General features: G+C 34.0%; 18 protein-coding genes and 1 pseudogene. All 19 read left to right on the forward strand.

From position 1 onward, the window contains the following. Positions 1–167 precede the first annotated feature (167 nt). The gene (DarG, locus tag WEEVI_RS08010; RefSeq protein WP_013598646.1) at positions 168–575 is read left to right on the forward strand and encodes a flexirubin biosynthesis protein DarG; all 408 of its coding nucleotides are present in this window, start codon (positions 168–170) and stop codon (positions 573–575) included. Next, positions 562–1,572 (forward strand): BtrH-related acyltransferase DarH, encoded by a 1,011-nt coding sequence (darH, locus tag WEEVI_RS08015; RefSeq protein WP_013598647.1) that lies wholly within the window; start codon positions 562–564, stop codon positions 1,570–1,572. Before DarG ends, darH begins: the two co-directional genes overlap by 14 nt. Beyond that, on the forward strand, positions 1,572–2,315 hold the full coding sequence (locus WEEVI_RS08020; RefSeq protein WP_013598648.1) for an ABC transporter ATP-binding protein: 744 nt from the start codon (positions 1,572–1,574) through the stop codon (positions 2,313–2,315). Before darH ends, WEEVI_RS08020 begins: the two co-directional genes overlap by 1 nt. Further along, the gene (locus WEEVI_RS08025; protein ID WP_013598649.1) at positions 2,305–3,582 is read left to right on the forward strand and encodes an ABC transporter permease; all 1,278 of its coding nucleotides are present in this window, start codon (positions 2,305–2,307) and stop codon (positions 3,580–3,582) included. The genes WEEVI_RS08020 and WEEVI_RS08025 overlap by 11 nt, the downstream gene beginning before the upstream one ends. Next, positions 3,557–4,000 carry an acyl-CoA thioesterase gene (locus WEEVI_RS08030; RefSeq protein WP_013598650.1) on the forward strand — a complete coding sequence of 148 codons (444 nt, stop codon included), beginning with the start codon at positions 3,557–3,559 and terminating at the stop codon, positions 3,998–4,000. Before WEEVI_RS08025 ends, WEEVI_RS08030 begins: the two co-directional genes overlap by 26 nt. Continuing rightward, the gene (locus WEEVI_RS08035) at positions 3,997–5,115 is read left to right on the forward strand and encodes a beta-ketoacyl-[acyl-carrier-protein] synthase family protein (protein ID WP_013598651.1); all 1,119 of its coding nucleotides are present in this window, start codon (positions 3,997–3,999) and stop codon (positions 5,113–5,115) included. The genes WEEVI_RS08030 and WEEVI_RS08035 overlap by 4 nt, the downstream gene beginning before the upstream one ends. After that, positions 5,105–5,728: a hypothetical protein gene (locus WEEVI_RS08040; RefSeq protein WP_013598652.1), complete on the forward strand. Its 624-nt coding sequence runs from the start codon at positions 5,105–5,107 to the stop codon at positions 5,726–5,728. Before WEEVI_RS08035 ends, WEEVI_RS08040 begins: the two co-directional genes overlap by 11 nt. After that, positions 5,716–5,973, forward strand: a complete 258-nt coding sequence (locus tag WEEVI_RS08045; protein WP_013598653.1) for a phosphopantetheine-binding protein — start codon at positions 5,716–5,718, stop codon at positions 5,971–5,973. Before WEEVI_RS08040 ends, WEEVI_RS08045 begins: the two co-directional genes overlap by 13 nt. Continuing rightward, positions 5,973–7,169: a beta-ketoacyl-[acyl-carrier-protein] synthase family protein gene (locus WEEVI_RS08050; RefSeq protein WP_013598654.1), complete on the forward strand. Its 1,197-nt coding sequence runs from the start codon at positions 5,973–5,975 to the stop codon at positions 7,167–7,169. Before WEEVI_RS08045 ends, WEEVI_RS08050 begins: the two co-directional genes overlap by 1 nt. Beyond that, on the forward strand, positions 7,166–8,179 hold the full coding sequence (locus WEEVI_RS08055) for a beta-ketoacyl synthase N-terminal-like domain-containing protein (protein ID WP_013598655.1): 1,014 nt from the start codon (positions 7,166–7,168) through the stop codon (positions 8,177–8,179). The genes WEEVI_RS08050 and WEEVI_RS08055 overlap by 4 nt, the downstream gene beginning before the upstream one ends. Further along, positions 8,161–8,919 (forward strand): polysaccharide deacetylase family protein, encoded by a 759-nt coding sequence (locus tag WEEVI_RS08060; protein WP_013598656.1) that lies wholly within the window; start codon positions 8,161–8,163, stop codon positions 8,917–8,919. The genes WEEVI_RS08055 and WEEVI_RS08060 overlap by 19 nt, the downstream gene beginning before the upstream one ends. Before the next feature lie 2 nt (positions 8,920–8,921). Beyond that, on the forward strand, positions 8,922–9,545 hold the full coding sequence (lolA2, locus tag WEEVI_RS08065) for a flexirubin biosynthesis/transport protein LolA2 (protein ID WP_013598657.1): 624 nt from the start codon (positions 8,922–8,924) through the stop codon (positions 9,543–9,545). A gap of 69 nt (positions 9,546–9,614) precedes the next feature. Beyond that, positions 9,615–9,992, forward strand: coding sequence for an ApeI family dehydratase (locus tag WEEVI_RS08070; protein WP_013598658.1), 378 nt, complete (start codon positions 9,615–9,617; stop codon positions 9,990–9,992). Beyond that, entirely contained in the window at positions 9,989–10,471 is a 483-nt protein-coding gene (locus WEEVI_RS08075) for a hypothetical protein (RefSeq protein WP_013598659.1), read from the forward strand. Before WEEVI_RS08070 ends, WEEVI_RS08075 begins: the two co-directional genes overlap by 4 nt. 4 nt (positions 10,472–10,475) lie before the next feature. Next, a pseudogene (locus WEEVI_RS08080) lies at positions 10,476–11,219 on the forward strand (glycosyltransferase family 2 protein); the annotation flags it as partial. A 77-nt stretch (positions 11,220–11,296) separates the two neighbouring features. Continuing rightward, on the forward strand, positions 11,297–14,947 hold the full coding sequence (locus WEEVI_RS08085) for an MMPL family transporter (RefSeq protein WP_013598661.1): 3,651 nt from the start codon (positions 11,297–11,299) through the stop codon (positions 14,945–14,947). Continuing rightward, positions 14,944–16,470, forward strand: a complete 1,527-nt coding sequence (locus WEEVI_RS08090; protein WP_013598662.1) for a phytoene desaturase family protein — start codon at positions 14,944–14,946, stop codon at positions 16,468–16,470. Before WEEVI_RS08085 ends, WEEVI_RS08090 begins: the two co-directional genes overlap by 4 nt. Continuing rightward, the gene (locus WEEVI_RS08095; protein WP_013598663.1) at positions 16,467–18,116 is read left to right on the forward strand and encodes an acyl-CoA--6-aminopenicillanic acid acyl-transferase; all 1,650 of its coding nucleotides are present in this window, start codon (positions 16,467–16,469) and stop codon (positions 18,114–18,116) included. Before WEEVI_RS08090 ends, WEEVI_RS08095 begins: the two co-directional genes overlap by 4 nt. Then, positions 18,113–19,402 (forward strand): flexirubin biosynthesis putative acyl-CoA ligase FlxY, encoded by a 1,290-nt coding sequence (flxY, locus tag WEEVI_RS08100; RefSeq protein ID WP_013598664.1) that lies wholly within the window; start codon positions 18,113–18,115, stop codon positions 19,400–19,402. Before WEEVI_RS08095 ends, flxY begins: the two co-directional genes overlap by 4 nt. Positions 19,403–19,415 lie beyond the last annotated feature (13 nt).

Below are 19,415 nucleotides of genomic sequence, written 5' to 3' on the forward strand. Positions count from 1 at the left end.
TAATTTTCATACCAAAAGAGTAAATATTTAAACTAGATTTATCAATCCTATCAAAAAAATTGTAATTTTAGAGACAACAACTATAATAGATTATTTTTTTGATAAGAGAAAAAATAAAACTCACAAACATCTAAAAATAGTAAATTACTTGTTTTTGAAAGACCACAATGAAGAAGAATGAAGTACCGCAAGACGAAAGCTTTCTGAGTAAAAACAATCTCTCCGAACTATACTATGTCGTAGACGAAGACGGACATTTCACCACCGAACAATCGAGTGGCTGGGAACCCAAAACCATTATGCAAACAGAAACTTTGCGTGTCTTACAACAACGTGTAGAGAAAGCAAAAGAAAAGGTGAAACAAGGAAAAGTAAGTCCTATAGTTTATTATATGGAATTGAATAAAATGGACTGGCCAACTTTAGCTGCTTATATGCACAAGTGGCCTTTTTTTATAAAAAGACATGCCAAACCAAATGTATTTAATCGTCTGAATGATAGTGTGTTGAGTAAATATGCAGAAGTGTTCGGTATAACTTTAGAAGAACTAAAAAAAATCGATGGAAAAAAATAAAGAAATTCCATTTGTACATCACCAATCAGCGCATTGCGAAACAGGAGTAGCCTCTAATTTATTAAAAAACAGAGGACTAGACATTAGCGAAGCCATGGTTTTTGGTATTGGATCTGGGTTGTTTTTTGTATACCTGCCTTTTCTCAAAGTAAATCACGCACCTGCGATAAGTTATCGTCCAATGCCGGGAAGAATTTTTACCTGTTTGGCAAAGCGTTTAGGCTTGAAAATAGAGCGAAAAAAATTTCGATCAGAAGAAGAAGCACAAAAACTACTTGATCAGAAAATAGCAGAAAATATTCCCTGTGGTTTGCAAGTTGGGGTTTATAATTTACCTTATTTTCCAGATGAATATCGCTTTCATTTCAATGCACATAATTTAGTAATCTACGGAAAAAAAGAAGATCACTACTTGGTGAGTGATCCAGTGCTCAATCACCCAACAGAACTTTCTGCAAAAGATTTAGAAAAAGTACGTTTTGCAAAAGGTGTTTTAGCACCCAAAGGACATATGTATTATCTGACCGAAATTGCTACACATATCGATTGGGATAAAGCAATACGAAAAGCAATCCAAAAAACATGCAACGAAATGTTGGCACCTGTACCTATTGCAGGGGTTCGAGGAATGCGGTGGTTGGCAAAAGATATCCGAAAATGGCCGAAGAAAATCGGTAATGTAAAAACCAACTATTATCTAGCACAAATAGTAAGAATGCAAGAGGAAATAGGAACTGGAGGTGGAGGTTTTCGGTATTTATTTGCTGTATTTTTACAAGAATCTTCAGAGAAAATACAACAACCTATTTTAGATGATTTTTCTAAAGAAATGATTGCTATTGGCAATCAGTGGAGAGATTTTGCTTTACAAGCTTCTAGGGTTTATAAAAAGAGGAGTCAATTAGAAGAAGTGTACAATACATTAGCAGATGAACTATTGGTTTTGGCCAATAAAGAAGAAGATTTTTTTAAGCGTCTGAAAAAAGCTCTGAAGTAATGATCCAAATCAAAAACATCTCTAAACGTTATACATCCTACGAAAATACCGCTCTAGATGCAGTGTCTTTTTGTATTCCCACTCAATCTATTTTCGGTATTCTTGGTCCTAATGGTGCCGGAAAAACAACCTTAATTACCATGATGTGTGGTCTTCAAAAGCCAACCGAAGGTGAGATTATTATCAACGGGTTGAGGTACGATAAAAATGCCAAAAGCATAAAAGCCTTAATAGGAGTAGTACCCCAAGAATACGCTTTGTATCCTACCTTAACAGCTTATGAAAATCTAATTTATTTCGGAAGCATGTATGGATTAAAAGGAAAAAATCTGAAGGAAAATGTGTCGAATTCTCTAGAAAATATGGGACTGAAATCCTTTGCTAATAAAAGAATAGAAACTTTTTCGGGCGGAATGAAAAGAAGAATAAATCTCTTGGCTGCGGTTTTACATCAACCAAAAATTCTATTTCTCGATGAGCCAACTGTAGGAGTCGATGTGCAATCGAAAACAAAAATTATAGAGTTTTTGCATCACCTAAATTCTACCGGAACTACAATCGTATATACATCGCATCATCTTCGAGAGGCACAAGATTTTTGTACCGAAATAGCAATTCTCGATCAAGGAAAAATAAAAGCAATTGGTTCGCCGAAAAACTTACTCGAGTCTTATCCTAATACGAAAAACTTAGAGGACATTTTTATTCAATTAACCGGGAAAAACTTACGAGATGTTACATAGACTTTGGCAATCTGTGAAAAAAGAAGCTTTATTACTCTTTCGTGATTATGGCGGTTTAGCGGTGTTGTTTGTTATGCCGATGATTTTAGTTGTGATGGTCACGCTGATCCAAAATCAGGCTATGCAAGGGCAAACATCGCAAGCATTCCCTTTGTTGTTTATCGACCATGATCAAGATTCGGTTTCACATTCTATTCGGCGACAATTAGTGCAAGAAAATACATTTTTTTTGATAGATTCTCTCAATGGAAAAGTCCTGAATGAATCTACTGCAAAAAAACTGGTGTATGATGGTAAATATCAATTAGCTTTGATTCTACCGAATAATTTATCCAAAGATTTGCACACAAATGTCGAATTTAATGTAGAAGAAATCGTAGGAGATTTTGGACTTTATAACACCACGGATAAACCCAAACAAAAAAATAAGCCCAAAGAAATCGAGTTGATTTTCGATCCTGCTGTCCAAGAAAATTTCAAGAACAATGTGAAATTTGGAATCGAAAAAATAATTTATAAAGCCCAATCAGAAACTATTTATCAAACGTTCAGAGAATATTTAGGCGAAGATACAGCACCCAATTTTCAGCAAGATCAATTGATCACTTATAAAGAAATTTCCGCAATCAATCATCAAGACAAAGAACCAAACGCAGTACAACACAATGTACCAGCATGGACACTATTTGCAATATTTTTTATCATAGTACCTTTGTCTGTCAATTTGGTGAATGAGAAGAATTTAGGGACAAACTTTAGGTTGCGAACAAGCCCGATGCCATATTCTACCTTGCTTATAGGTAAAATAATTATTTATCTTGTAGTATGTTTGTTGCAGTTTTTCTCCATCATTCTTTTATCTCAGTTACTTTTTCCACTTATCGGATTAGAAATTTTAGACATCGAAGGTAAATTACCCATGATGCTTTTTTTTACCATTTTTGTCAGTTTAGCAGCCATAGGGTTGGGGATTTTATTAGGTGTAATTTCTAAAACACAAGAGCAAGCACCACCATTCGGAGCTACTTTTGTGGTCATTCTAGCTGCTTTAGGAGGGATTTGGATTCCGGTTTTTATGATGTCTACAACTTTTCAGAAAATAGCAAAACTATCTCCAATGCATTGGGGACTGAGCGGGTATTATGATATCTTACTGAGAAATGCATCGCTATCATACATCCTACCCGAAATATTTTCCCTACTTTTGTTTTTCCTATTCTGTTTAGGCTTATCCATACTTTATGACAGAAAAAAACAAGGCAATTGAACTTACACTAGCCAATGAATGCTCTATACGAGTTCGTTTCAATGAAGCAGATCCGCTTGGGATAGTCTGGCACGGGAATTACCTACGATATTTCGAGGAAGGGCGCGAATCTTTTGGTCGAGAACACGGGCTTACCTACCGAAATATGGAAGAAAACAAAGTAGCAGCACCAGTCGTAAAATCTCTTTGCGAATATAAATTGCCATTGAAGTATGATGAGATTTTTATTATAAGAACTACTTATATAGATTCTGTAGCCGCAAAATTAATTTTCCGGTACGAGTTGATAAACCAACAAGGGAAAACAGTTTGTACAGGAGAAACAATTCAGGTTTTTACCGAACTGTCGACAGGAGAATTACTCTTGAATTTTCCTGATTTTATAAAAGATTGGAAGAAAAAAGTCGGTATGCTATGAGAAATGTTTTTATTCATCAAGCTGATATTATTACACCTTTAGGACTTAGTTTGGATGAGAATTGGTCGAACTTATTAATTCATAAATCAGGCATTCAACGAATAGAAAAAATAGGAGGTATAACAAATTTCTATGCATCACTTATCCAATCAGAACTAATAAACGATTCGATTATCGCAGATAAAAATTCTTCTCGTATAGAAAAGATGTTGTTGTTGATATTGAATAAATTATACCAAAAAAATGTGGAAATTACACCAGAAACTACCGTTGTTCTTTCTACAACCAAAGGAAATATTCGAGCATTAGCCCATAATCCTATCGAAGCATTCATACCGCAAATAGCAAACTTTTTACAAAAGAAACTACAATTGCAGAACAATGTAGTTGTCGTGTCAAATGCTTGTACATCAGGAGTGTTAGCCGTAAATATTGCCAAGAGAATGTTGCAAACTTCACAAACTAATCAAGCAGTGATATTGGCCGTTGATGAAATTACAGAATTTGTCTTGTCTGGGTTTGATGCTTTCAAGGCGATGAGTAAAAAACCTTGTAAACCTTTCGATAAATCTCGTGATGGCATTACTTTGGGCGAAGCAGTAGGAGCACTTTATATGTCGACAAAACCCCAAAATAACACTTGGAATTTCCAGATACTGGGCGAAGGAAATATAAATGATGCTAACCATATATCGGGCCCCTCTAGAACAGGCGAGGGATTGTATAAAAGTATAAAAAACGCACTCGAAGAAGCTAAAATTTCTGCCGAAAACATCGACTATATTTCTGCGCACGGAACGGCAACTCGATACAATGATGATATGGAGTCGATTGTGTTCGATCGATTGAACATGAACCAAACTCCACTCAATAGTTTGAAAGGTTATTTCGGACATACTTTGGGAGCGTCTGGACTAATAGAGCTGATTTTTGCGTGCAAACAAATAGAAGAAAAAATTTTATTACAAACGCATGGTTTCGAAGAATTTGGGGTAGCAAAAACAATCAACGTATTGCAAAATCATACAAGAACAACAGGAACAACATTCCTGAAAACGGCATCTGGCTTTGGAGGAAGCAACTCGGCAATAATTGTTAGAAAATATGGGAGATAAACAGCTGTATATCCAAGATTATGTACAAATTTTGCCCAACAGAATTCGGCAAAACGACCAAATTATTTTTGATAAAGAAGATATAGGGACATTTGCTGACTTTTCTAAAGAAATATATAAGATGCTAGAAATTTCTTATCCGAAATTTTATAAAATGGATGAGCTTTCTAAAATAGCAATACTTGCTTCAGAAATGATTTTCATACAGAATGACTCTCAAGATACCGCCCTTCTTTTTTGCAATCGTACTGCAAGTTTATATACCGATAGTAAACATCAAAAAAGTATTTCAGACCAAGAAAATTATTTCCCGAGTCCTTCTGTTTTTGTTTATACACTGCCTAATGTTTGTGTAGGTGAAGTCAGTATCCGATATCAATTACAAACCGAAAGTGCATTTTTTGTTGCCGAAGAAATGCCATTTTCTTTGCTAGAAAATCAAACAAAATACCTTTTGAAAACAGGTAAAGCAAGGCAAGTCTTGTGTGCATGGATAGAATATTATCAAGAAAACTATTCTGCTTTTGTATATTTGGTTTCTGAAGAAGGAAAAATACCTTATCAAGAGAATTATTTAAAAAATAGATACAAGGAAATATCATGGAAGATTTAATTTTAGAATTGAAGAATAAAATCGTAGAAGTTCTTAACTTAGAGGATGTTAACATAGAAGATATTCAAGCAAATGAACCGTTATTTGGTGATGGACTAGGATTGGATTCTATCGATGCTTTAGAACTTATTGTATTGATGGATAAAGATTATGGAATCAAAATTGCAGACCCAAAACAGGGTAAAACCATTTTCGAATCAATCGAGTCAATGGCTCAATATATCACCGACAATAGAACAAAATAATGGCTACTAAAATTGCAATAACTGGGATGGGAATTATTTCTGCGATTGGCCATTCGGTTGCAGAAAATCTCGACTCTTTATTGCATAATAAAAGTGGTCTAGAGAAAATAAAATACTTGTCGACCAAACACAAAAACGAATTTTTGGTAGGAGAAGTCAAAAAATCCAACCAAGAATTGGCTTCTATTTTAGGTTTACCCAATAATCATACTTTCACAAGAACAGCACTTTTAGGAGCAGTCGCTGCCAAAGAAGCGGTGAAAAATGCAAATCTTACATGGGGTAAACAAGACCGAATAGGTCTGATTTCATCAACATCGGTAGGTGGGATGGATCAGTCTGAGTTGTATTTTTTCGGTTATGAAAATCAACCCGACAAACAAAAGTTTATTCTAAGCCACGATGCAGGTGATTCGAGTATAAAAATAGCTGAAATCATCGGTTTAGAAGGTTATGTTTCTACGGTAAGCACCGCTTGTTCTTCTGCTGCAAATGCAATAATTATGGGTGCTCGATTGATTTCTTCTGGCAAACTCGATTGCGTAATTGTAGGAGGAACAGATGCTTTATCAAAATTTACTTTGAATGGTTTCAAGTCGTTGATGATTCTCTCTGATTGCGCAAATCAACCTTTTGATGAAAATAGAAAAGGACTAAATCTAGGCGAAGGAGCTGCATATTTGGTGCTAGAGTCGGAAGAATATGCACAAAAAAATCAACGACAGATAAACGCTTATCTTTCTGGTTACGGGAATGCCAATGATGCACACCACCAAACAGCCTCATCAGAAAATGGAGAAGGAGCTTATTTGGCTATGCAAAAAGCTTTGTCAGTAGCCAAAATTTCACCAGAAAATATAGATTATATCAATGCACATGGTACTGCCACAAGAAACAATGACGCCTCTGAGAGTGCTGCATTGTTACGTATTTTTGATAAAAAAACATTATGCTTCAGTTCTACCAAACCCTTTACAGGCCATACCTTGGCTGCAGCAGCTGGTATAGAAGCTGTGTTTAGTATTCTTGCTTTAGAAAAGCAAAAAGTTTGGGCAAATCTCAATTTCGCACAACCTATGCAAACTCATAATCTTCATCCTCAAACCAAAATTTACTCGAAAAAAATAGAACATGTATTGTCGAATTCTTTTGGTTTCGGAGGAAATTGTTCAACCCTAATTTTTAGTAAAGCATGAAGAAATGTTATATAAATGGGGTAGCAGCAATTTCGGCACAGAACTATCGAGAAGTAAAGTTTACTGAAAATAATACACCACTGACAGAATTTCTTAATTATGCAGATGAACCAAATTATAAAGAATTTTTATCGGCTTCATCGTTAAGAAGAATGTCGAAAGCAGTGAAAATGGGATTGTTTACAGCGCAAAAAGCTCTTAAGTCGTCTGAAGTTTCTGAAATAGAAGCCATTATTACGGGTACAGGATTGGGTTGTTTGGCAGACTCGGAAAAGTTTTTGGCCAATCTGATTCAGAACGATGAAGAATTCTTAACACCAACAGCCTTTATTCAATCAACGCATAATACTGTAGCAGCCCAAATTGCACTGCATCTGCACTGCAATGCCTATAATTTTACGTATGTAAATGGTGGAAACTCTTTCGAAGCTGCTGCATTAGATGCACTTTTACAAATTAAAAATAACGAAATCTCAAACGCATTGGTCGGTGGAATTGATGAAATTGCAACTCGAACACATCAATTATTACAATTGGTAGAAGTTATTCAATCTACAAAAAATGGTTCGGGAGCCAAATTTGGGGAGGGAGCAACATTTTTTATTTTATCGGATAAATTTACTCAAAAATCATATGCAGAAATTGTAGATATAGAAATCCGAAACAAACTGGAAAATAAAACAATTGAAGAATTTGTGGAAAGTTTTCTACAAGAAAATCAATTGATGTTGAATGATATACAAGTTATTTTTGTAGGAAAAAATTCTGAGGTTACTACAACAGAAATCGACCAGTATTTCGATGCATTACCCCAAGCTATATATTCATACAAAAAGTTTTGCGGAGAATACGATACTGCTTCTGCTTACGGGATGTTGTTGGCTGCTGAATTTCTGAAAAATCAAAATTATCCGAACCAATCAGAAGTAGAAAACATCCTCTTGTACAATCAGTTTTTAGGTAAAAACCATAGTTTAGTGTTGCTTAGAAAATGTCAAAACATCGAATAGTTTCCTGTATCTTTCTTGGATATTTTTTTATTATTATCTACTTGATTTTTGGGTATGATGTTTCTTATTATTGGTTGATTTTACTTGGGATCCTTTGGCTTGGAATAACAAGTTGGGGTGTGTTTGATCTACGTTTAAACTACTTTCTTAGCGTTTATTATCATCAAAAAACCAACGCAAGAATAGTCGCTCTTACTTTTGATGATGGACCAACAGAATGGACAGGCGAGTTCTTATCTCTGCTAGAAAAATATAAAGCGAAAGCAACTTTTTTTTGTATAGGCAATCAGATCAAACAATATCCAGAGATATTCGAGCAAATTATCCAAAATCAACATGAAATAGGAAATCATACCCAATCGCACCTCAACCAAACAGGTTTTTTATCCTATCAAAAATTGAAAAAAGAAATTCTTAATAATGATGAAATTATAGAAAAATATATGGGCGAAAAACCCAGCTATTTTCGTCCACCATTTGGCGTTTCAAATCCTACTTTTGCCAAGGTTCTTCAAGATACGAATCATCAAGTAATTGGTTGGAGTGTACGTTCTTTGGATACAGTGATAAAAGAAGAAAAAACGATTGCAAAAAGAGTCTTGCGAAAAGTGAAGCCAGGATCAATAATTTTGATGCACGACACATCCGAAAAATCTTTGTTGGCTTTGGAGCGTATTTTGCAAGAATTGTACAATAATCAATATCAAATGGTTACTATTAGTGAATTGAAAATTAGATAAATATGAAGAAATTAGCAATTTTGTTTTTGGTATTATTGGCTACTTTTTCTCTGGCACAAAATAGGATGAGTTACAATGAAATAATTAATTTCAAGAAATCTGTGAAGACAGAGATGAATAAGATAAACACTTTTTCTGCTACATTTACAGAAACAAAACACTTGAGTTTCTTGAAAAAACCAACGGTTTCTAAAGGGAAGTTTTATCTTCAAAATCCAAATAAAGTTTTGTGGCAATACACCAGTCCGAGTAAAACTTCGGTAATATTTGTTGATAATAAAATAACTCTGAAACAAGCCAATAAAAGTAAAACAACAGATCTTAGTCGTCAAAAAAACTTCGCACAGTTAAATGCTCTAATCATTGGGTCATTCAACGGAGATTTGTTTGATAATCCAGCGTTCGAGAGTGATTTTTATACCAATACTAAAGGTTTTTTGGTTAGATTAATGCCAAAATCAAAAACTGCCAAAAAATATTTAAAACGAATCGAATTACAATTTGATAAGCAAGTTGATATGGTTAGTGAAGTAAAACTAATCGAACCAAGTAATGATTATACACAGATTTTATTTTCGAATAAATCGATAAACCCGAATATAAGTCCATCTATATTTAGGCCATAATGTGAATCGAATAAGAATTTGTATTTTTGGATTGTTTAAAGCAATTTACTGAGAAAATAAACTTGATTTATGGCTGTTTTACATAAATTTTACACCGTTATTTCGAATGAAGAAAAGACTGAAAATTCCTATCAAGTTCTAATAGAATTGAATAAAAATCATTCTATTTTCGAGGGGCATTTTCCTGGTAATCCAGTAACACCAGGTGTGTGTATGATACAGATTATCAAAGAATTGGTAGAAGAAATTACCCAACAAAAATGGCGATTGAATAAGTTGAGCAATGTGAAATTTATGGCCATAATAAATCCTCAAGAACACCCTATACTGCATATTTCACTTGATATTCAAAAATATCATAATCGGTTGAGGGTGAAGGGGATGACTGTTTATGAATCGGTAGTTGCCTTGAAATTGAGTGCAGAATTTGAAAACTCTATGTTATGAAACTTTTTTTAGGATTTTTATTAGTAACTTTCATTTTTTTCGGTTCAACTTTATCAGAGGTTAGAAAAAAATTCGAGCAAGCATCGAAAAGTAAGGAAGAAACAATCAGTTTCTATAATGCTCTACATTCGTATAAAGGAAAAGACGCAACTATGTTGGCGTATCAAGGTGCGTCAGAAATGTTGTATTCGCGTTATTTTGGTGCAAAGGAAACGAGAAAAAAATTACTTATTAGCGGTTCTTCGAAAATTGAGGCAGCTATACAATCAGAACCAAGTAATGCAGAAATACGTCTTATTCGTTTTATTATACAAGAGAATTTGCCCAAAGTAATTGCTTATAATAGAAACCTAACAGAAGACAAGAAAAGTATCCTAAACTTATACTCGCAACAAACGAAAGAGGTAAAAATGTTGATAAAAAAATACAGTCAACATTCTAAGGGTTTTACAGCATCAGAAAAAGAGAAATTTAACTAAAATTTTGCAAGCAATCACAACAAAACTATTCGATAAATATCGAGTTTGCGTTATCATTCCGACCTACAATAATTACAAAACTTTGGCAAAAGTCATCGATGGAGTTTTGGATTTTACAGAAAATGTATTGGTGGTAAATGATGGTTCTACCGACGATACAAACAAAATTTTATCGAAATATAAAAAAATTTCAATAATCCATATACCAATAAATACAGGGAAAGGAAATGCACTGAAATGTGGTTTTCGTTGGGCCAAAGAAAAGAATTATTCATTTGCTATAACGATCGACTCCGACGGTCAACATTATGCAGATGATTTACCAGTATTTTTAGAGCGATTAGATCAAAAAAAAGGAGAGCAAATTTTGTTGATTGGCAATAGAAATATGACACAAGAAGGCATTCCAAAGAAAAGTAGTTTCGGGAATAATTTTTCTAATTTTTGGTTTTGGTTCGAAACCGGAATAAAGTTAGAAGATACGCAATCTGGTTATCGCTTGTATCCGGTAGAAAAATTACCAAAACGTTTATACACACAAAAATTCGAGTTCGAGATAGAAGTTATCGTGCGTTTAGCTTGGCGTAGGGTTACCATCGAACACGTTCCGGTGAAGGTTTTGTATGATATGAATGAACGCGTTTCTCACTTTAGGCCCTTTTGGGATTTCGCCCGTATAAGTGTACTCAATACTTTTCTAGTAGTGTATGCTTTATTTATTTTTTGGCCCAAAAAACTTCTACTAAGAAAATGAAATTAGAATAAAGAAAAAGGTTTCTTTTCATCTTACTATAATTGTCTTAATTTTAGACAAAATTTCTATTCATGTACCAATTATTCTATCGATTTTACAAATGGGTAAACCGACATCGATCACTAAGTATTGGTTTGGCTCTGATCAGTTTATTGGTAGGTTTTTTTATTATTTCTAGCCTGAAGATAGAAGATGATATAACGAAAATACTCCCTAAAAGTGAACAAGGAAATATCACCACAAAAGTTTTTCAACAACAAAATTTTTCAGACAAAATTACCGTTCTTGTTCAGAAGAAAAATGGTGGTAATGATGAGCAATTGATAGACGCTGCAGAAGCAATCGAACTCGAGTTAGAAAAGTATAAGAATTCTATAATAAGTATTCAAGGTGTACAAAATGAAGAAATTTTAGAAGATGCTTTTACGATGGTATATAATCATTTACCAAACTTTTTGTCGGATGATGATTATACGATAATTGAACAGAAAATCAATCAAGATTCGATTCGTGCATTAACCCAAACTAATTATGAGCGTTTAACTTCTCCTGCTGGAATTATTAGTCGAAATTTTATCCTAAAAGATCCATTAGGTTTAACTTTTTTGGGCATGAAAAAATTGCAGGAAATGAGCTCCATGAGTGATTTGTTGTATCAAGATGGTTATCTTTTTACCCAAGATAAATCGACACTATTGCTTTTTATCAATCCTAAACATAAAAGCGGTGATACCCAAAACAATGCAGCGTTTGTAGAGGGGATAAAAGAAATAGAATCGAAAATCAATAAAGAGTTTACACACATAAATGTTCAGTTTTTTGGTGCACCCATTATTGCAGTTGCCAATGCGAAGCAAATAAAATCTGATATCATAAAAACCATTGCAATTTCTATGAGTTTTTTGGTGGTACTTTTAATGTTTTTTTATCGGAAAATCTCAATTCCCCTAATATTATTTATCCCAACAGTTTTTGGTTTTACAACAGCGCTGGTAATAATTTATTTTATCCGAAAAGAAGTATCCGCGATTTCAATCAGTATAGGAGCAGTTTTATTGGGAATTACGATTGATTATGCTTTGCATATGATGACACATTTTAGAGAAAAACAGTCTGTAGAAATCCTATACAAAGAAATTACTCAACCCATACTTATGAGTTGTCTTACGACGGCAACAGCCTTTATTTGTCTAGTGTTTTTGCACTCTGATGCTTTAATCGATTTAGGGATTTTTGCGTTCATTACGGTATTGATGAGCGGTATTTTTACTTTACTTTTCATCCCACATTTGTATCGTCCTAGATTAGCAAAATCAGAAGAAAAAACTACATTTATTGACCGATTTGCTTCGCTCAGTTTCGATCAGAATAAACCGTTGATTTTTGTCACGTTGGTGTTGGTGATAGTAAGTCTATTTACATTTTCTAGCGTAAAATTCAATCAAGATTTATCGAGCCTGAATTACACGCCAGAAGATCAATTAAAAGCTGAAAAAACCTTGTCTCAAAAGACATCGATGATGCAATCTTCTTTGTATTTGGTGAATTATGGCAGTTCATTAGAAGAAGTGCTAGAAGAGTCAGAAAAAGTTTTTTTTCGTTTACAAAAAGATTTAAAAAACTCTAAAATCGAAGATTTCTCTTCTATTTCTCCACTATTATTACCCAAAAATAAGCAACAAGAAAAAATAGAAAAATGGAATTCCTTTTGGACAGAAGAAAGAAAATTACAACTGAAAAAAATGTTGATTAATGAAGGTGAAAAAGTAGGTTTTCTACCAGAAACATATTCAGAATTTTATACACATTTATCGAACCGATTTTCTCTTCTAACTCCTAAAACCATTCGAGATTTTGACACAACATTTTTTGATCAATTTATAACCTCTAAAGATAGTTTTTATACAGTTTCTACATTGGTTAAAGTCCACCCAAAACAGAAACAATTCTTTATACAAGACTATCATACTGCCGAGAAAAATGTGCTAATAGACCGTAAACAGCTGATCGAGACATATTTAGGTGCAATGGTGAGCGACTTTAATCGATTGATTAATTACTCTTCTATAGCCATTATAATTATACTTTGGATATTTTTCAGACGAGTAGAATTGGTCCTGGTAAGTTTATTGCCAATCATTGTTACAGCATTGGTTACAGCAGGTTTGATGGGACTTTTTAAAATAGAATTCAATATTTTTAGTTCCATAGTGTGTACTTTAATTTTTGGTCATGGTGTAGATTTTAGTATTTTCATGACAAGTGCATTGCAAAGACAATATACTACTGGAATCAACGAAACTAAAAGCTACAAAATTTCGATTCTTTTAGCAGTAACAACCACCTTGTTAGCCATCGGATCATTAATTTTTGCACAACATCCAGCCCTAAAATCTATTGCTTCTATTGCTATAATAGGAGTTTCGGTTGCTGCTCTTGTAACGTTTGTTTTGTACCCACCAGTTTTTCGGTTTCTGTTTTTCAATCGCCCACGTAAAGGACTATCCCCCGTTAGTTTACGCATTGTTATCACAACATTTTATTTGTTTTTCTATTTTATTTTCTTCGGAATTATCTTGAACGGAATCATTCGTATTTTACGAATTATTGTACCAATATCTCGGCAAAAAAAATACCAGCTTTTTGATTGGCTTCTAACCAATTTTATGAAAACTATTCCCTATCTGAACCCTTTTGTTAAAAAGAAAATAATCAATCATTCAGCCAAAAACCATCAGCAAACCGTTTTTATATCTAATCATTCGAGCTCGCTCGACATACCGCTAAATAAAATGTTGCTTAAACACTCTATTTTTGTGGTCAATGATTGGGTTTATCGTTCGCCTATTTTTGGAAAAGCAATTCAATCGGCCGGTTTTTTTCCAATTTCCAAAGGGATCGAAAGTAATTTAGAAAAGCTCAAAAATCGTATAGGAAATGAATTTTCTGTCATCATTTATCCAGAAGGAACGCGTTCACCAAACAATGCCCTTGGTCGTTTTCATAAAGGAGCTTTTTATTTGGCTAATGAACTCGAACTCCCTATTCAACCATTGTATTTGTTAGGTGTTTCGGATGTTTGGCCAAAAAATGAATGGTTTATTTTCGATGGTCAACTAACTTGTGTTTTCGGAAAAGTTATTCAACCAAATGATCAAAATTATGGTACATCATACAGCGAACAAGCCAAAAAGATAAGTCGACATTTCAAAGAAGAATATCAGAAATTACGAGATTATTACGAAGATGAAAATTATTTTAGAAAAAAATTATTTTTAAGCTTTCTGTATAAAGAAAATGAGGTTGTCCATGAAATGAAGATAAATTTTGACCAAAAAAAAACTGTTTATCATGAATTGAACGTTTTACTAAACAAAACAGGAAAAATTTACCGTTATGCAAATGATTTTGGCGAATTTGATTTTATTTTGACAATGCAACAGCCCAAAAGAGAAATGTTAACCTATATAGAAAGCAAAGAAAAAAGAGCGATTGCCCAAACCAATTATATAACAAAAACTCGAGAAATTCTTTACCTAACCAATGAAACAATTCCAGAAGATTGCACAATTATGATTGTTGATGCACAAAAATTTACTATAGAAATATCAACATCTATCAAAGAAATCTTTGTTGTAGATACCTCTCTTTCTGTAGAACATTTTACCGACTTTGTCATAAAATATCCTACCGATAACTTCATGCACTTGAAACGATTATGAAACAGTACGATACGGTAATAATAGGGAGCGGATTAGGCGGTTTGGTTACGGCAGTAATTTTGGCAAAAGAAGGGCAGAAAGTGATTGTTTTAGAAAAGAATAATCAATTCGGAGGAAATTTGCAAACTTTTACCCGAAATAAAACCATTTTCGATACCGGCGTTCATTATATCGGAGGACTAGATTTGGGCCAAAATTTATACCAATATTTCACTTATTTAGAAATAATGCCCCATCTGAAATTGCAGAAACTTGATGAGAATTGTTTCGATCAAATATCATTTGACGATGTAGAAGAAACGTTTTGTTTGGCTCAAGGATATGAAAATTTCATTCAACAATTGGTAAAACATTTCCCTAAAGAAGAAAAAGCACTCCGTAAATATTGCCAGACCATAGAAAAGATATGCGATGCATTCCCTATGTACAATTTGAAAAAAGGAAAAATGACTTACGATGACGATATTTTATCGATTCGTTTGGTCGACTTTTTAGATGAGATAACAGACAATCAATTATTGAAAAGTGTTCTGGTCGGAAATAATTTTTTATATGTTGGTGAAGCCGAGACAACACCTTTATACGTACATGCTTTATCTGTAAATTCGTATATGAAAAGTGCTTGGCGATGTATAGATGGTGGTAGCCAAATAGCAAAACAATTAATCAGGGTATTAAAAAAATATGGAGGAGAAGTTGTCAAATATCAGGAAGTTGTAGGTTTTAAGGTTGAAAATCAGTCTATAAAGTCATGTACTACGAAAGACGGATCAATATATTTGGCCGATAATTTTGTGTCGAATATTAACCTCAATGACACTATACGTTTGGTAGGCGAACAACATTTCCCTAAACCTTTTAACAGGCGAATAAATGGTTTACGTTTCACACCATCTGTTTTTTCATTATATTTGGTATTAAAGCCAGAATCTCTACCATATTTTCCATATAATTTTTACCATCATCAATCGAAAAAAAACTATCTCAATGAACACTTGTTAGATACATCACAATGGCCCTCTGTGTATATTGCAACTTTTACGGCCAATGGAAAAAAACAGCAATGGGCAGAAGGAATGACCGTAATGACCTATATGGACTATGAAGAATTGGCTGAGTGGCACAAGACAGTGAATGTGTCTACCAATGATAATTATGGTAAAAGAGGTATGCGTTATGAAGCGTTTAAAAAACGCAAAACAAACAAATTACTAGACGAATTGGAGAAAAAATTTCCACTGATAAGAGAAAAAATCCAGCATGTTTACACATCTACGCCTCTGACTTATCGTGATTTTATTGGTTCGAAAAATGGAAATTTATACGGTTATGTGAAAGATGCAAATGCACCGATGAAAACATTTATTTCGGCTAAAACAAAGTTGAAAAACTTATTTATTACAGGGCAAAATGTTCGAATGCATGGTGTGTTGGGCGTAACCATCGGTGCATTTGTTACTGGATCCGAGATGCTTAATGGATACGACGAATTATTGGATAAAGTAATTGCTTCGCAAAAATGAAAAATTTTCTAGCTCTAATTATGATGATTCTATTGCTCCAATCCTGCGGTATAAATCGTAGTTTGAAGCAAACCGTTAACGTATCATCTTACCCTAAAGCTGATTTCGATTTAGTAAAAATCAATGATACGGTTCGAAAGATCGGACAAAATTTTTTACGAAAGAATATACAAGGTAATTGGGAGTTGTACTTATCCGGAAATCCATATGCTATAGGAGTGAAAAATGGAATGTTAACACAAAAACTATATCAACACCAAGAGGAAGTTTTTTTTAACGGAGTTCAACAATTGGTCGGAGAAAATAAAAAACTAAATTTCGCACTTATTTTTCTCAAATGGTTCAACCGTGATATCCAGGAGTATATCTTGCCAGAATACCAGGCAGAATTGTATGGATTGTCGCAGTTTGCATCCGATCAATACGCTGCTTTAGCACCCAGTTACCAACGAAATTTGTATTTGCACGGTGCACACGATATAGGGCATGCTATGACCGATTTGATGATCGTAGGCTGCTCTTCGGTGGCTTTGTGGGACGAGAAATCTATTGATCAGGAATTGATCATTGGTCGAAATTTCGATTTTTATATCAATGATGAGTTTGCAGAAAATAAGCTGGTTCAATTTATTTTACCCGAAAAAGGATACGGTTTTTTATCGGTTTCTTGGCCAGGTTTTATCGGCGTTACATCTGGTATGAATACCGAAGGTCTAACCGCAACCATCAATGCAGGAAAATCAAGCATACCACACAAAGCAAAAACACCGATTTCATTAGTCGTTCGCGAAATTCTACAATATGCTTCAACCATAGAAGAAGCCATTTCGATTGCAAAGAAAAAAGAAGTTTTTGTTTCAGAATCCATTATGATTGGTAGTGCTAAAGATCGAAAAGCAGTTTTGATAGAAATTTCACCAAAAAAATTTGATGTTGTTTATCCTCAACAATCCTACTTAATCAGTACCAATCACTTTCAAGGTCAAGTATATCAAACCGATAAAAGAAATCAACAACATATCATAAACTCACATTCGGATTATCGATACCAAAAAATAAAAGAGAAAATAGATTATGTGCAAGTGTTTGATGTAGAGAAGGTTGTAAGGATGTTGCAGGATTATAAAGGTTTGAGTGATAAAGAAATAGGGTATGGAAATGAAAAAGCCTTGAATGCACTATTGGCCCATCATGGCATTGTTTTTAGGCCCGAAAAAAAGTTGGTATACGTTTCATCTTCTCCCTATAATTTGGGCGAGTATACAGTTTATGATTTAAATTTTTTGAATGATCGCTTAAATTTACAAACAGCAATTGTGATTGATTCTCTGAAAATTAAAAAATCACCCTTTGTCGACAGTCATGCACTACGAGATTTTGAGAAGTTTAAAAAACTTCGACGAGAAATAAGAAAAGCACACCAACAAAAAATTGTCTTTTCAGACGATAAAATGACTGAATATATTTCATTGAATCCTTCTTTCTGGGAAGTTTACAATGATGCGGCGATAAATGCCTTGTTGCAAAAAAAATATGATTTAGCCATACACTATTTTCGAGAAGCATTGAAAAAAGAAATCACAACAATTCCTGATCGGAAAAAAATAGAAAAACAACTCGTAAAACTAAGAAAGTACACAAAATGATTCCACTGATCGAAACAAAAAGCAGCGAAGAAATTCTATTGTATCAAGAAGAAAAACTAAGAGAGCACTTGGCTTATTTAGCAGAAAAATCTCCTTATTATCAACGTTTATTCAAACAACATTCGATCGATTGGACCACCCTAAAATCGCTAAAAGATTTATCAAAAATACCGACTACAAAGAAAGAAGATTTATACACGAATAATGATGATTTTTTCTGCGTTCCGACACAAGAAATAGTAGATTTTGCAACTACATCGGGGACGCTAGGAGATCCCGTAACTTTCGGTTTGACAGATGAGGATTTGGATCGTTTGGCATATAATGAAATGATTTCTTTTCAGTGTGCCTCTATCCAAAAGGGTGATCGTGTGCAGTTAATGACCACGATGGATAGACGCTTTATGGCTGGCTTAGCTTATTTTTTAGGATTGCGAAAAATGGGGGCAAGTGTGATAAGAGTAGGGGCAGGTATCCCGCAACTACAGTGGGATTCTATTTTATTATACAAGCCCAAATACCTTATTTCGGTTCCGTCTTTTTTATTGAAAATGATTGAATTCGCCGAGCAAAATAATATCGATTATAGAAACTCATCGGTAAAAGGAGTGATTTGTATTGGTGAAGCTTTGCGTAATGCAGATTTGAGTCCTTCTCTTTTACATAAAAAAATAACAGAAAAATGGCCATTAGATTTATACTCTACTTATGCATCTACAGAAATGGCTACTGCATTTACCGAATGTGAAGAAAAGCAGGGCGGGCATCATCATCCAGAACTAATTATTTGCGAGATTTTAGATGATAATTTACAAGAAGTTGCTGAGGGTGAGCTAGGTGAACTAGTAGTTACGCCCTTAGGAGTGAAGGGGTTGCCGCTGTTGAGGTATCAGACTGGAGATTTGGTGAGAAAGCATTCGGCAAAATGTTCTTGCGGTCGAAATACCTATAGAATTGGACCCGTTGAAGGTCGAAAACAACAAATGATTAAATACAAAGGCACAACTCTATATCCACCTATAATGCATGATTTATTATCGAGTTTTGATGAAATAAAGCTGCATCTTATTGTTCTATCTCATACAGATGTCGGAACGGATAATTTGGTTATACAAATTGTTTCGGAAAATACAACCGACGAATTTTTACATCAAGTAAAAGATACATTTCGAGCAAAACTTCGTGTAGCTCCCGATGTAGTTTTTGTGTCGGCTGATGAAATTCTACCCGTAGTGCATAATCCATTAAAAAGAAAACCAACTTTTTTTATCGATCAAAGAAATTGATTCTAGCCTTCTA

The organism is Weeksella virosa DSM 16922, from assembly GCF_000189415.1.
GTDB lineage: Bacteria > Bacteroidota > Bacteroidia > Flavobacteriales > Weeksellaceae > Weeksella > Weeksella virosa.

Excerpts from the sequence above, each read along its gene's own strand:
- WEEVI_RS08030 (WP_013598650.1), top strand. The coding sequence starts at position 3,557 with ATGACAGAAAAAAACAAGGCAATTGAACTTACACTAGCCAATGAATGC.
- WEEVI_RS08095 (WP_013598663.1), top strand. The coding sequence starts at position 16,467 with ATGAAAAATTTTCTAGCTCTAATTATGATGATTCTATTGCTCCAATCC.
- darH (WP_013598647.1), top strand. The coding sequence starts at position 562 with ATGGAAAAAAATAAAGAAATTCCATTTGTACATCACCAATCAGCGCAT.
- WEEVI_RS08020 (WP_013598648.1), top strand. The coding sequence starts at position 1,572 with ATGATCCAAATCAAAAACATCTCTAAACGTTATACATCCTACGAAAAT.
- WEEVI_RS08035 (WP_013598651.1), top strand. The coding sequence starts at position 3,997 with ATGAGAAATGTTTTTATTCATCAAGCTGATATTATTACACCTTTAGGA.
- WEEVI_RS08040 (WP_013598652.1), top strand. The coding sequence starts at position 5,105 with ATGGGAGATAAACAGCTGTATATCCAAGATTATGTACAAATTTTGCCC.
- WEEVI_RS08045 (WP_013598653.1), top strand. The coding sequence starts at position 5,716 with ATGGAAGATTTAATTTTAGAATTGAAGAATAAAATCGTAGAAGTTCTT.
- WEEVI_RS08090 (WP_013598662.1), top strand. The coding sequence starts at position 14,944 with ATGAAACAGTACGATACGGTAATAATAGGGAGCGGATTAGGCGGTTTG.
- flxY (WP_013598664.1), top strand. The coding sequence starts at position 18,113 with ATGATTCCACTGATCGAAACAAAAAGCAGCGAAGAAATTCTATTGTAT.
- WEEVI_RS08060 (WP_013598656.1), top strand. The coding sequence starts at position 8,161 with ATGTCAAAACATCGAATAGTTTCCTGTATCTTTCTTGGATATTTTTTT.
- WEEVI_RS08070 (WP_013598658.1), top strand. The coding sequence starts at position 9,615 with ATGGCTGTTTTACATAAATTTTACACCGTTATTTCGAATGAAGAAAAG.
- lolA2 (WP_013598657.1), top strand. The coding sequence starts at position 8,922 with ATGAAGAAATTAGCAATTTTGTTTTTGGTATTATTGGCTACTTTTTCT.
- DarG (WP_013598646.1), top strand. The coding sequence starts at position 168 with ATGAAGAAGAATGAAGTACCGCAAGACGAAAGCTTTCTGAGTAAAAAC.
- WEEVI_RS08025 (WP_013598649.1), top strand. The coding sequence starts at position 2,305 with ATGTTACATAGACTTTGGCAATCTGTGAAAAAAGAAGCTTTATTACTC.
- WEEVI_RS08050 (WP_013598654.1), top strand. The coding sequence starts at position 5,973 with ATGGCTACTAAAATTGCAATAACTGGGATGGGAATTATTTCTGCGATT.
- WEEVI_RS08075 (WP_013598659.1), top strand. The coding sequence starts at position 9,989 with ATGAAACTTTTTTTAGGATTTTTATTAGTAACTTTCATTTTTTTCGGT.
- WEEVI_RS08055 (WP_013598655.1), top strand. The coding sequence starts at position 7,166 with ATGAAGAAATGTTATATAAATGGGGTAGCAGCAATTTCGGCACAGAAC.
- WEEVI_RS08085 (WP_013598661.1), top strand. The coding sequence starts at position 11,297 with ATGTACCAATTATTCTATCGATTTTACAAATGGGTAAACCGACATCGA.